A 12166-nucleotide genomic window follows, 5' to 3' on the forward strand; every position below is an offset into this window, starting at 1 on the left:
GGTTTCGAGTGAATGTTTGACCCTGAGATCCATAAACTTTCTTCCCTTCAAGTAGAGACTCTTAATTACGAGTCCCACTTTTGGGGTTCAGTTCAATGCAGGGGCTTTCTTTATGTTGTGGTCTTGCATCTAGTGCTGAAGTTCCCGAGCCATTTCTTCAGTACTTGCTGGCCGCTTGAGAATAACTGCAATGGCAATCAGTCCCAGTGAGGCAATTGCACCAATCAAGAATGCGGAACGCATTCCACCGGCCAGTGCCTCAACATCTGTTGCGCCGCCGTCACGCAGCCCCGCTGCGATGATCGTCATCACAGTCACGAACAAAGCAGTTCCTGCTGCACCCGCTAGTTGCTGCAGTGTGCCAATCGTTGCGCTGGCGTAGCTATAGAGCTGAGGGGGTACTGAGCTCAGTGAGAGTGCAAAGAGGGGAGTGAACAGGAATGCCAAGCCGATACTCAACAGAGAATAGCTTCCGAAAACAAACCAAATAGATGTTTGCGTGCCAAAGGTTGTCATCGTCCAGAACGCCACGCTCACTGCGATGGAACCGGGAATGAGAAGACGTTGAGGCCCAAACTTGTCATACATGCGTCCAACCGTTGGTCCGAGAAGACCCATGGCGAGTCCGCCGGGGAGCATCATGAGACCCGTCGTGAGGGGCTCTACGCCCAACACGTTCTGCATGTAGATGGGAATCAAAATTCCAGAACCAAACAGAATCAACATGCCGATACCCATGATGCCCATTGCCTCGGTGAATGAGCGAGAGCGGAATGTACGAAGGTCTAGCAGCGCAGAATCAGTCTTTTGTAGACGTGACTGACGCTGCAGGAAAAGAGCAAAGAATACGATTCCAATTCCCAGAGGAATCCATGGAGAAACTGCGGAAACACCTCGGGCTGCATCTGCAAACGAGCTCAGTCCGTAGATCAGGCCTGAGAAGGCAAATGCGCTCAAAATAACCGAGATGACATCAATAGGAATCTTGCGGGGTTCTTGGCTGTTCGAGATACGAATCGTGCCGATGATTAATGTCACGATGCCGATAGGCAACATGATCCAGAACAGCCAACGCCAGTCCAAAACACTCAGTACTAATCCAGAGAAGGCAGGGCCTAGGGCAGGTGCAGCGGAAAGGACGAGGGAGATGTTTCCGTTGATTCGTCCACGGAGGTGTTCAGGGACCAACACCATCACTGTTGTCATCAACAGTGGCATCATGATTGCTGTTCCGCTGGCCTGCAGGATGCGACCAATAAGGAGAACCAAGAAGTCCTGTGACAACGCCGCAACGAGCGTTCCTGTGGTGAAGAACGTCATTGCTGCGATGTACATCGGTTTCGTTGAGAACCGTTGAAGCAGGAAACCTGTCGTAGGGATAATCACTGCCATGGTCAGCATGTATGCAGTGTTGAGCCATTGACCAGTACTGGGCTGAATGTTCAGCTGCTCCATGATCTGGGGGAGAGCTACACCGAGTGCCGTCTCATTGAGAAAGACGACGAAGGTCGAGACCATAATGACACCAAGGATGACCTTGTGCCTGGGGTCAAGCTTGTCGGAAACAGTAGTTGATTCCGAAGTAGACATTGTTACAGCGTAGCGACCCAGTTGAGCATGAATTGCGCAATGATTGCTTCAACTAAGAAGCTCACCAAAATCACGATGGCAACCCAGCTCAGCAAAGTGCTTCCCAGCTTCTGGGCACGTGAGCCCCAAATGCCGTGCTTCATGTTCCAGAACGTGACAACCCAGAAGAAGGGAATTGTTGCGGCCCAAGTAACCATGCACCACGGGCACAGAGTGCCGAGAACAAATACTGATTGGCTGAAGAGCCAGATGACGAATGCAAGAGCGCCAGCTGCACCAATGTTCAGGCCCTGCCAGAACCAATTGGCATAACGCGCCCCAGCGAGCATGCCCACGCCGACGGTGATGACAACGGACCATGCCATCAAGCCAATCAAGGGGTTGGGGAATCCCAGAAGTGAACCCTGCCACGATGCCAAGTTTTTACCGCATTGGACAATCACGCTGTAATCGCAGGAAGCTGCCTCATCGGGGAAAAGTAGTTTGTGAATTTTTTCAACTGTGAGTGCAAAAGCAGCTGTCAGACCCACCAGTCCAGCGAGGATGAGGAAAAGGGAGAAACCTACAGGGCGCTTAGTGTCAGTTGAAGTGATGCTCACATCTTCATTATGACGGGACACTTCGAGAATTCACTCAGGAACCACACAGCTGGATGAAACCTGACATACTGTTATTAGTGCGAAGGCAATGGCCTCGTGCGACGTGACAAACAAGACTTTGCATAACAACGGTTATGCGCACGGGAGATCACCGCGATCGCCCGCCACAGATCCAGAGCTACAAGCCGGAATCAGTGGGAAGACACACAAGATTTATAGCCAGAATTCTTCGGATTTCTGCAAACGAGAATAGTTACATCCCCGTGACGCGGTGACGCAGGGGGTAACGGGGAGTACACCACTGATGGTGAATAACACCGAAAATGAAGACAACAACGTCGAAGAATTTGTGACAGAAGTTGTTTCTGAAGCCGTTGAAGTTGCTGAAGACATCGTGGCCGAAGCAGTAGTAGTCGCTGAAGCTATTGTTGCCGAAGCAGAAGAGGTTGCGACCGAAATCGTGGCTGAAGCAGAAGCTGAAGCTGCGGTTATCGAAGTAGTTGCTGAAATCATCGCAGAGGCAGTCGTAGAAGCAGTTGCTGAGCCCAAAGTGGAGTACCCCACTTTTGAGGCCAAAGAGGTAACTGATTTATTCTTCTTTGCTCCAAACCTTCCTGGTTCTGAAGGCCGCATCCCCACTCGTGATGGTCGTGATCGACTTGAAGACCGTCGTCCGACCCGAAATAACCGTCCAGAGCGTGGTGCTTTCGGTCAGGTTGAGGACGACACTGCTGATGGCAGCACGGTTCGTCGCCGAGTTCGTCAGCGCCAAGGTGAAAACCGTGAAATTCAGGATGATTCAGCCAACACTGTTGTGCGAATCCGCACTCCACGTGCACCAGAACTGATCACGGAACCTCAGCGCATCAAGGGTTCAACTCGTCTTGAAGCAAAAAAGCAACGCCGTCGTGATGGCCGTGATGCTGGTCGCCGTCGAACTGTCGTGACGGAAAGTGAGTTCCTCGCTCGTCGTGAAGCTGTCGATCGCGCCATGATTGTTCGCGAAAAAGAAGATCGCGTCCAGATTGGTGTTCTCGAGGACAATGTTCTCGTCGAGCACTATGTTGCTCGTGCTTCTGAAGCTAGCCTCATCGGCAACGTTTATCTCGGTAAGGTGCAGAACGTTCTACCTTCGATGGAAGCGGCTTTCGTGGATATTGGTCGCGGTCGTAACGCAGTTCTTTATTCGGGTGAAGTTGATTGGGATTCCGTAGAAACCGGGAACCAGCCTCGCAAAATTGAGAATGCACTAAAGCCAGGAGACAAGGTTCTCGTTCAGGTCACGAAGGACCCCGTTGGTCAAAAGGGTGCCCGCTTGACCTCTCAGGTTTCATTGCCTGGACGCTACTTGGTTTACGTTCCTAACGGCTCGATGAACGGGATTAGCCGCAAGCTTCCAGACACCGAGCGTACTCGCCTCAAGCGCATTCTCAAGGAAGTACTTCCAGAGAATGTGGGAGTTATTGTTCGTACCGCTGCAGAAGGTGCAACTGAAGAGCAGCTCACCGTTGATGTACAGCGTCTTACTCAGCAATGGGAAGAGATTTCTCGCAAGGTTGAGACCGACAATGCTCCGGCCATCCTGCACAGTGAGTCTGATCTCTTGATCAAGATTGTTCGTGATGTTTTCAATGAAGACTTCCACCGCATGATCATTCAGGGAGATATTGCCAAGGGCACTATTGAGAGTTACCTCAACCAGGTGGCTCCTGAACTACTCGAGCGCGTTTCCGCATACGAAGGAAACCGTGACGCCTTTGATGAATACCGCATCACTGAGCAAATTGAGAAGGCACTTGACCGTAAGGTTTGGCTACCTTCAGGTGGTTCACTCGTTATTGACCGCACCGAAGCAATGACCGTTGTTGACGTCAACACCGGCAAGTTCGTCGGTTCTGGTGGAAACCTTGAAGAGACCGTTACCAAGAACAACTTGGAAGCGGCCGAAGAAATCGTTCGTCAACTGCGTCTTCGAGACATTGGCGGCATCATCGTTGTCGACTTCATCGATATGGTTCTTGAAACCAACCGTGATCTTGTTCACCGTCGACTGATCGAATGCTTGTCTCGCGACCGTACCAAGCACCAAGTTGCAGAGGTAACTTCTCTCGGCCTGGTTCAGATGACTCGTAAGAAGCTAGGTCTTGGCTTGTTGGAGACTTTCTCCGAGGCATGCCAGGTGTGTGCTGGGCGTGGTGTCATTGTTCATCACGAACCAGTGACGCGTGCGGGTAATAACGGTGAATCTAATGCTGCAGAACCTCGTCGTCGTTCCAAGGGACGCGGAGGAGATAAGCCAGCTGCTGCAGCAGTTGTGGCTCACCCAATCCCTGAGGGCGCAAAGAACGCACTTGCTCAGATTGCGGCAAGCACTCTGGGGCATTCCACTGAAGATCACGTAGACGCAGAAGCTTCTGAAGAAATCGTTGAAATTCTAGATATCCCAGTTGTCTCTTCAGGCAAGGGGCGTAAACCCCGTGTTTCGGCTGAAAAGGCCGAAGTTATTCTCGAAAACGTCCTCGAAGCTCTGCCAGAGCCTAAAGCTGCCGGTCAGGGTCGTGGACGTTCACGTCGAGTTTCTACTGCAAATATCTCCACTGGTGAGGGCTCTGCAAGCCCAGAAAGTGATTCATAACGCAGTAGGGGAATAATCCCGCTCACACGCCGGTCTTGTTGGTTTGACCACAGTGCGAGAAGTGGCTATTCTTGAACCTTGGTGCTCGTTCGATTCTGAGCGTGATTGCCCCAATCTTCTGCGGATAGTCCGGTTAGCCCAGGAAATCAACGCAGAAACAATTCATTAGCTTTAAGAAATTAGGTAGCAAAGTGGTTTACGCAGTAGTGCGCTCCGGCGGTCGCCAGGAAAAGGTAGAGGTCGGCACCATTGTCACAATGGACCGTGTCAAGGCTGACAAGTCTGGCTCCATCGAGCTTCCCGCAGTTCTCCTCGTTGACGGCGACAAGATCACCGCTGACCAGGCATCGCTGGCAAAGGTCAAGGTAACCGCTACGGTTCTCAACGACCTTCGCGGCCCCAAGATCATCATCCAGAAGTACAAGAACAAGACCGGTTACAAGAAGCGTCAGGGCCACCGTCAGGAGCTCACACGCGTTCAGATCACCGGCATCAAGTAAGGCCTAGGAGAGACTCAGATGGCACATAAAAAGGGTGCGAGCTCCACTCGCAACGGTCGTGACTCCAACGCACAGCGCCTCGGCGTAAAGCGCTTCGGTGGTCAGAAGGTTCTTGCTGGCGAAATCATCGTTCGTCAGCGTGGCACTCACTTCCACCCCGGCGTTAACGTCGGTCGTGGTGGCGATGACACTCTCTTCGCCCTCGCAGCTGGTGCTGTTGAGTTCGGTAACAAGGGTGGCCGCAAGGTCGTCAACATTGTGACTGTCTAACACCAGCACTAACAGCTTTAGAGGAAGGGCGAGCTTTTTAGCTCGCCTTTTCCTATTTACATCCGCAACACAATCGCCTGAGCATCGGCAGAAAAGGAGCAGACATGGCAACGTTTGTCGATAACGTCACCCTGCACCTCAAAGCCGGTCACGGTGGAAATGGCTGTGTGTCAGTCAAGCGCGAGAAGTTCAAGCCTTTGGCTGGTCCTGATGGCGGCAACGGCGGAGATGGCGGAGATATTGTTCTCTTCTCAGATCCCCAAGTCACCACGTTGTTGAGCTATCACCGCGCCCCTCACATCAACTCTCCTCACGGTGGCCCTGGCATGGGCGATCACCGTCAAGGTTTCAAGGGTGAAGAACTCGTTCTTTCAGTTCCAGTCGGAACCGTGGTTAAGGACCCTGACGGCACTGTGATTGCCGATATGAACGTTCCTGGTATGCGTGTTGTTGTTGCGCCCGCTGGTCAGGGTGGCCTAGGAAACTCAGCCTTGTCTTCCACGAAGCGTAAAGCTCCTGGTTTCGCGCTTCTGGGAACAAAGGGCTTCGAGGGTGACGTCATGCTCGAGCTCAAGACGCTTGCTGACGTGGCTTTAGTTGGCTACCCCTCTGCTGGAAAGTCCTCTTTGGTTGCTGCACTTTCAGCTGCACGTCCCAAGATTGCGGATTACCCGTTCACAACCTTGCACCCCAATTTGGGTGTGGTTCAAGCTGGTGAGGTTCGCTACACCATTGCAGACGTCCCAGGTTTGATTGAGGGAGCTTCCGAGGGAAAGGGCTTAGGTCTCGAGTTCCTCCGTCACGTAGAGCGCTGTACGGCACTTCTGCACGTGATTGACTGTGCAACCCTTGATCCAGGCCGCGACCCTTTATCTGACCTCGACGTGATTCTGGGCGAACTAGCCGCATATCCCGTCCCAGGAGATCAGGTTCCCTTACTTGATCGTCCTCAGCTCATTGCGTTGAACAAGGTAGATGTTCCTGATGCCAAAGACTTGGCAGATATGGTTCGCCCTTACCTTGAAGAACGCGGCTACCGTGTCTTCGAGATTTCTGCCGTTTCCCACGAAGGATTACGCCAGCTTTCCTTCGCTCTCGCAGAGCTTGTTGAGCAGGGCCGCAAGGATGCGCTTGCGAATGAAGTAATTCCGGTCATCATGTTGCGTCCACGTGCTGTGGACGATCAGGGATACATCATCCGTGTTGAAGGTGGCTCTGGTGGAAACATCTATCGCGTGATTGGTGCCAAGCCTGAGCGTTGGGTCGAACAAACCGACTTCAATAACGAAGAAGCTGTTGGATACCTTGCAGACCGTCTCGCTAAAGCTGGCGTTGAAGACATGCTCTTCAAGAAGGGTGCTGTTGCCGGATCAACCGTCATCATCGGTGAAGGTAATGGTTTGGTCTTCGACTGGGAGCCAACCATGACTTCTGCGGCAGAACTCATGACTGGTCCTCGTGGAACTGATGACCGTCTTAACCAGAACAACCGTCGAACCAACAAGGAACGACGTGATGAGTATTACGACCTCATGGATGCCAAGCAGGAAGCTCGTGAAGAGCTTGTGCGTGAGCGAGATGCTGGCCTCTGGCAGGTTGATGACGAGATCGCTGATGAAAGTTAGTAGTCGTCAAGATATTCCTGCTGCCCGCAGGATTGTGGTCAAGGTTGGCTCGTCCTCCATCAGCGGAGAGAACGCACACCAAATCACAACCCTGGTGGAAGCGCTAGCTGAAGCTCATGGTCGCGGCACTGAGGTAGTTCTTGTTTCCTCAGGTGCAATGGCCACAGGTTTCCCATACATCAACCTGACTTCACGTCCTACTGACCTGCCCACTTTGCAGGCTGCCGCAGCCGTTGGCCAAAGCCGCTTGATGGTTCGTTATCAAGAACTTCTTGATCACTCCAATATTGTTGCGGGTCAGGTTCTTCTCACTTCTGGTGACTTTGAGAATGACAGCACACGTTCTAATGCTGCATTAGCGATGGAGAAGCTTCTTGAACTCAGAGTTCTCCCTATCGTCAATGAGAATGACACCGTCGCAACCCAAGAAATTCGTTTTGGCGATAACGACCATCTGGCTGCTCTTGTTGCACAGCTGGTCAACGCTGACGTTCTTGTCTTGCTCTCAGATGTTGACGGCATCTACACCAAACCACCGGGAGAGCCTGGTGCTGAGCGTATTGAACTTGTTCCTTTCGGCCATCTCCTGGATCACGTGGAGTTTGGCTCCATCGGTTCAGCAGGAGTGGGCAGCGGGGGAGCGGGCACCAAGGCTGCAGCCGCGCAGTTCGCTGCGGAGTCCGGTACTGCTGTTTTGATCACCAATGCCGCACTTGTGGCTTCGGCACTTCGGGGCGAGAACGTGGGCACCTGGTTCGACGCTGCCACGGAGTAATTCCGGCGTTGTAGCCAATCAGTAGCATTGAGGTATGGCAACCTCAACTCTTTCAGCTGAACTGGTCTCCAAACTGGAGGCTGCACAGACAGCTTCTCGTGCCCTCGCAACTTTGAGCACCGCTCAGAAGAACAAGGCCTTAGCCGCTATCGCTGACGCCATAGATGCCAATCACCGCGCAATCCTGGATGCCAATGCTCGTGACATAGAAGCTGGTGTGGCTTCCGGTATGGCTGACGGATTACTTGACCGCCTCCGATTCACTCCCGAACGTCTGACCTCGTTAGCTCACGCAGTTCGGGATGTTATTTCCCTCCCAGATCCTGTGGGCGTCGTGGTTCGCGGTAATGACATGCCTAACGGAATTCACCTCAGTCAAGTACGCGTACCTTTTGGCGTAGTTGGAGCTATATACGAGGCACGCCCGAACGTCACTGTTGATATTGCTGCACTCTGCATCAAGAGTGGCAACGCATCAGTGCTTCGAGGTGGTTCTGCAGCTGAGAACACCAACACAGTCACGGTTTCTCTCATGCAAGATGCTCTTGTGGCTGCAGGTCTTCCTGCACAGGCAATTCAAAGCATTGATGATCTAGGGCGTGAAGGAGCTACACAGCTCATGGCTGCCCGCGGATACGTAGACGTGCTCATTCCACGCGGTTCAGCCAACCTCATCAATGCCGTGGTGCTGGAGTCCAAGGTTCCCGTCATCGAGACTGGTGCGGGAGTTGTGCACCTTGTTATTGATGAGAGTGCGGATATCGCACAAGCCGTTGACATTGCCCATAACTCAAAGGTGCAAAGACCTAGTGTGTGCAATTCCTTAGAGACCCTTATTGTTCTTGAGAGTATTGCCGAATCTGCACTTCCTCCCATCTTGTCGAGATTGGTTGATGCCGGAGTAACCCTCAAGGGAGACGCGCGAACGCGAGAGATATTCCCTTCAGTAGGGGTGGTGACAGATGAGGATTATGCAACGGAACACATGTCGCTTGAAATGAGCGTCAAAGTTGTTGACGATCTTGATGAAGCGATTGAACACATTCGTCGTTTCTCCACGAAACACACCGAATCTATCCTCACGAATAATGTTGCACACGCTGACAAGTTCCTTGCAGAAGTAGATGCAGCTGTCGTGATGGTTAATGCATCTACTCGCTTTACTGATGGTGGCGAATTTGGTTTCGGTGCTGAGGTAGGAATTTCCACTCAAAAACTACACGCTCGAGGTCCCATGGGACTGCCTGAACTTACCTCAACTAAGTGGTTGGTCCGTGGTTCAGGGCAAATTCGCCACTAGACTTTTGTTAGTAGTAATCCCAACCTTTGTGGAGTAATGATGGACGCATTGATTCTGGCCTCTGAAGCTGAAGTAACCTACCCTTTGGTGATTCCTGCGATTGCTTTTGCCATCATTGCAGCCGGTTTTTTCACCTTCCTTGGTTTGGTTACCTACAGCTACAAGGATGTTGCTGCACGTCACCGTCAGAAGTGGTCTGACGCTAGCGACCACGCAGCTCACCACTAAGAAAGCAACTCATGACCGTTGACGGTCACAGCTTACGTATAGGTGTCCTTGGCGGCACATTTGATCCGCCACAAAACGGCCATATTTCTGTTGCCCAGGCGGTTTTTGATCGACTGAAGCTTGACCAGGTCATCTTTGTTCCGGCAGGAGATCCCTGGCAGAAAAGCGAAGAAGCAAGTCCAGTGCAGCGGGCAGAAATGGTCAAACTAGCTATAGCTGGGTACGATAATTTTTCTCTCAACACTGTAGATATTGATCGCTCTGGGCCAACGTACACAGTGGACACACTGCGAGAGCTTGCCACGCAATACCCTGGCTCGGAGCTCTTCTTCATCCTCGGGGATGAAGCTTTTGAAGGCATTCAGAGCTGGAAAAGCTATGAAGATTTAGTGGGTTTGGCTACATTTGTGGTTGTTTCTCGCCACGGCACACAGCCAGAAGTTCCCGCAAAGCTTTCACCCAGCGTAAACTTGTTAGAAATATCGGTTTTGCCTATTTCGTCCACGCTCTGCCGCGAACGAATTGCGGCGGGGTTGTCACTTGACGGTCTCGTTCCAGGCACTGTCGCAAAATATGTTGAAGAACATCAGTTGTATCGGAGAAATGCGTGAGTGGTGATACTCCCGAAATCGTGTTGAACGAATTCGGTGACCTCTCTCGCAAGGCTCGTCGCGAACTAGAAGCGCGAGGAATCGATCCTGATACCGCTGTTGTCGAATACATCGCAGCGACCGGTCAGATCCCGGTCATCACACCAGAAGTAGCTGCTGCTGCCAAGGCAGAAGCCCAGGCGGAAGCTGCAGCTGCAGCTCGTGAAACTGAACTTTCCCCTGTTGAGGATGTTGTCTCTCCTGTGGAGGAACTCGCTGTTGAGGTAATCACAGCAAAACCTGCAGAATCTGTCGTCCCTCCGGTATCTGTTCCTGTTACAGCTGCAGAAACCGGTCCCATCGAACCTCTTCTTGTTGCACCCGCCCTGGATTCGGGATCTCTTTCCGCTGTTGAAGAAACTCTTGCAGCTGTCTCTGATCAAACCGGAGAAGTTGTTACCTCTGGTTTTGATTCGCTCGTCTCAGTTGAAACTTCAGATATTGCCTCAGGTCCCTCAAAGGGTGAAGCCCGTCGTCTCGCTCGTAAAGAGAAAAAAGCTCAAGCACTGGCTGCCAAGGAAGAGAAAGCTGCTCTCGCTGCAGAATCCAAAGCCGCAGCGGCAGCTTTGGCTGAAGAACAAAATGCCCTAAAAGCTGAGCAGGCACAGCGTGATGTTGAAGATGCACAGATTGCGGCCCAGCAAGCTGAAGAGCTGTCAGCTCAACAAGCTCGTGAACAAGAACTTGCCTCTGCCCGTGCTCAAGAAGAAAAGGCCGCTACTGAGGCCGCACGTGAGGCTGCCGCACGTGTAGCTGCACAAGCCGAGGAAGACGCACAAGCAGAGGCTGTCACCGGTGTTATCGACGAACAGGTTCTTGAAGCTACCGTCATCGGTGATCTTGACCCTATTGATGACGATGAGTACGACGAGGAAGAACTAGAACCTCAGACGATTTCAGAGGCTACTGCAGCGATTGCCATTGCTGAAGCTGTTGCTGCCGCAGAAGCAGTTGTTGAGGCCGGCGAAGTCAACATCGAATATGGCAACCTTGCAAATGCTGCTCCTGCTACAACGGGGTCCATTTCTGTCATCAGTAACGCTTTGATTCTGCCTTCATTACCCGAGACAACTGGTTCTATTGCGCCAATCAACCCCACAGGTGAAATCGTCATTACGGGATCAATCCTGATTCCTTCTTCTGTTTCTCAAGTTGGTGCCAACCTCGAAAACCTCGACACGTCAGACATTGACGTCATCAAGGATGAGGAAGAAGTTGCGCCAACCCAAGGCATGGCACCTGTTTCAGCTGCGACCGCCGTTTCCGCTTACAACATCTCCAATAGTGTCGTCACTACTCCTCGTGGTATGAACGAACGCTTACCTTTCATCCTCTCCATCACAGCTGCCGGTTTGGCTGTCGGAGTGGTTGCTTTATTCGTTGCCGGTTATTTCTTAGGACTGTTCTAATTGGCTGCTACTGACAACGCCCACCGTTTGCTCCAGATTGCAGCACAAGCTGCAGACGATAAGGGTGGCTTTGACCAAGTTGCTCTGGATATCTCTGAGCCCCTTCCCTTGGTCGATATCTTCCTGCTTGTGACAGGTCGTAACGAGCGCAACGTCATCGCGATTTCTAATGAAATTGAAGACAAGATGATTGAAGCGGGTGTGAAGACCATTCGTCGTGAAGGTCGCGCTGAAGGCCGCTGGATTCTGCTTGATTTTGGTGACCTTGTCGTGCACGTCTTCCATGAAGAAGAACGTATGTATTACGGCCTTGAACGTTTGTGGAAGGACTGCCCTGCAATCCCTCTCGAGTTCGTTCAGCACACTCCAGATGTAGTAATCTAAACAAGTTGTCTCGCAGTTATGCGAGGTTACGGGTCTGTGGCGCAGCTGGTAGCGCACCTGCATGGCATGCAGGGGGTCAGGGGTTCGAGTCCCCTCAGATCCACAATGTGATGAGTCGGGACCTTGTTGACAAATGAGTCCCGACCTTGTTGACAAAATTATGAAAGTCCAGGCCATCGGCCTGGACTTTTTAGTTGGTCT

At 52.1% G+C, this 12166-nt stretch carries 12 protein-coding genes and 1 tRNA gene; 11 read left to right on the forward strand and 2 right to left on the reverse strand.

The genetic code is table 11. The annotated features are described in order from the left end of the window. Window positions 1-129: 129 nt before the first annotated feature. Window positions 130-1590, reverse strand: a complete 1461-nt coding sequence (locus M2118_RS08725; RefSeq protein ID WP_280795558.1) for a DHA2 family efflux MFS transporter permease subunit — start codon at window positions 1588-1590, stop codon at window positions 130-132. 2 nt (window positions 1591-1592) lie between these two features. After that, window positions 1593-2189, reverse strand: a complete 597-nt coding sequence (locus M2118_RS08730) for a vitamin K epoxide reductase family protein (RefSeq protein WP_280795559.1) — start codon at window positions 2187-2189, stop codon at window positions 1593-1595. A gap of 304 nt (window positions 2190-2493) precedes the next feature. Between M2118_RS08730 and M2118_RS08735 the strand changes: the two genes are divergently transcribed. From M2118_RS08735 to M2118_RS08785, 11 genes are all read left to right on the forward strand, one after another. Further along, a complete protein-coding gene (locus M2118_RS08735) occupies window positions 2494-4824 on the forward strand; it encodes an Rne/Rng family ribonuclease (RefSeq protein WP_280795560.1) in 2331 nt (776 codons plus the stop codon). 191 nt (window positions 4825-5015) lie between these two features. Next, window positions 5016-5324 (forward strand): 50S ribosomal protein L21, encoded by a 309-nt coding sequence (rplU, locus tag M2118_RS08740; RefSeq protein ID WP_110233480.1) that lies wholly within the window; start codon window positions 5016-5018, stop codon window positions 5322-5324. Window positions 5325-5342: 18 nt separating this feature from the next. Further along, a complete protein-coding gene (rpmA, locus tag M2118_RS08745; protein ID WP_096381303.1) occupies window positions 5343-5594 on the forward strand; it encodes a 50S ribosomal protein L27 in 252 nt (83 codons plus the stop codon). A gap of 104 nt (window positions 5595-5698) precedes the next feature. Beyond that, the gene (gene obgE, locus M2118_RS08750) at window positions 5699-7219 is read left to right on the forward strand and encodes a GTPase ObgE (protein WP_280795561.1); all 1521 of its coding nucleotides are present in this window, start codon (window positions 5699-5701) and stop codon (window positions 7217-7219) included. Beyond that, window positions 7209-7994, forward strand: coding sequence for a glutamate 5-kinase (gene proB, locus M2118_RS08755; RefSeq protein WP_280795562.1), 786 nt, complete (start codon window positions 7209-7211; stop codon window positions 7992-7994). The genes obgE and proB overlap by 11 nt, the downstream gene beginning before the upstream one ends. A gap of 34 nt (window positions 7995-8028) precedes the next feature. After that, the gene (locus tag M2118_RS08760; protein WP_280795563.1) at window positions 8029-9294 is read left to right on the forward strand and encodes a glutamate-5-semialdehyde dehydrogenase; all 1266 of its coding nucleotides are present in this window, start codon (window positions 8029-8031) and stop codon (window positions 9292-9294) included. Window positions 9295-9330: 36 nt separating this feature from the next. Beyond that, a complete protein-coding gene (locus M2118_RS08765; protein ID WP_280795564.1) occupies window positions 9331-9522 on the forward strand; it encodes a hypothetical protein in 192 nt (63 codons plus the stop codon). A gap of 11 nt (window positions 9523-9533) precedes the next feature. Next, on the forward strand, window positions 9534-10133 hold the full coding sequence (gene nadD, locus M2118_RS08770; protein ID WP_280795565.1) for a nicotinate-nucleotide adenylyltransferase: 600 nt from the start codon (window positions 9534-9536) through the stop codon (window positions 10131-10133). After that, the gene (locus M2118_RS08775) at window positions 10130-11581 is read left to right on the forward strand and encodes a hypothetical protein (protein ID WP_280795566.1); all 1452 of its coding nucleotides are present in this window, start codon (window positions 10130-10132) and stop codon (window positions 11579-11581) included. Before nadD ends, M2118_RS08775 begins: the two co-directional genes overlap by 4 nt. Further along, on the forward strand, window positions 11582-11965 hold the full coding sequence (gene rsfS / locus M2118_RS08780; RefSeq protein WP_280795567.1) for a ribosome silencing factor: 384 nt from the start codon (window positions 11582-11584) through the stop codon (window positions 11963-11965). It abuts the gene before it with no gap. A 30-nt stretch (window positions 11966-11995) separates the two neighbouring features. Continuing rightward, window positions 11996-12068 (forward strand) — tRNA-Ala (locus M2118_RS08785). The last annotated feature ends 98 nt before the right edge of the window (window positions 12069-12166 follow it).

The organism is Aurantimicrobium minutum (genome assembly GCF_029892845.1).
Classification (GTDB): Bacteria; Actinomycetota; Actinomycetes; order Actinomycetales; family Microbacteriaceae; genus Aurantimicrobium; species Aurantimicrobium minutum_B.

Coding starts and splice junctions, on each gene's coding strand:
- proB (WP_280795562.1), top strand. CDS start 7,209: ATGAAAGTTAGTAGTCGTCAAGATATTCCTGCTGCCCGCAGGATTGTG.
- M2118_RS08760 (WP_280795563.1), top strand. CDS start 8,029: ATGGCAACCTCAACTCTTTCAGCTGAACTGGTCTCCAAACTGGAGGCT.
- M2118_RS08725 (WP_280795558.1), bottom strand. CDS start 1,590: ATGTCTACTTCGGAATCAACTACTGTTTCCGACAAGCTTGACCCCAGG.
- nadD (WP_280795565.1), top strand. CDS start 9,534: ATGACCGTTGACGGTCACAGCTTACGTATAGGTGTCCTTGGCGGCACA.
- M2118_RS08735 (WP_280795560.1), top strand. CDS start 2,494: ATGGTGAATAACACCGAAAATGAAGACAACAACGTCGAAGAATTTGTG.
- rpmA (WP_096381303.1), top strand. CDS start 5,343: ATGGCACATAAAAAGGGTGCGAGCTCCACTCGCAACGGTCGTGACTCC.
- M2118_RS08765 (WP_280795564.1), top strand. CDS start 9,331: ATGATGGACGCATTGATTCTGGCCTCTGAAGCTGAAGTAACCTACCCT.
- obgE (WP_280795561.1), top strand. CDS start 5,699: ATGGCAACGTTTGTCGATAACGTCACCCTGCACCTCAAAGCCGGTCAC.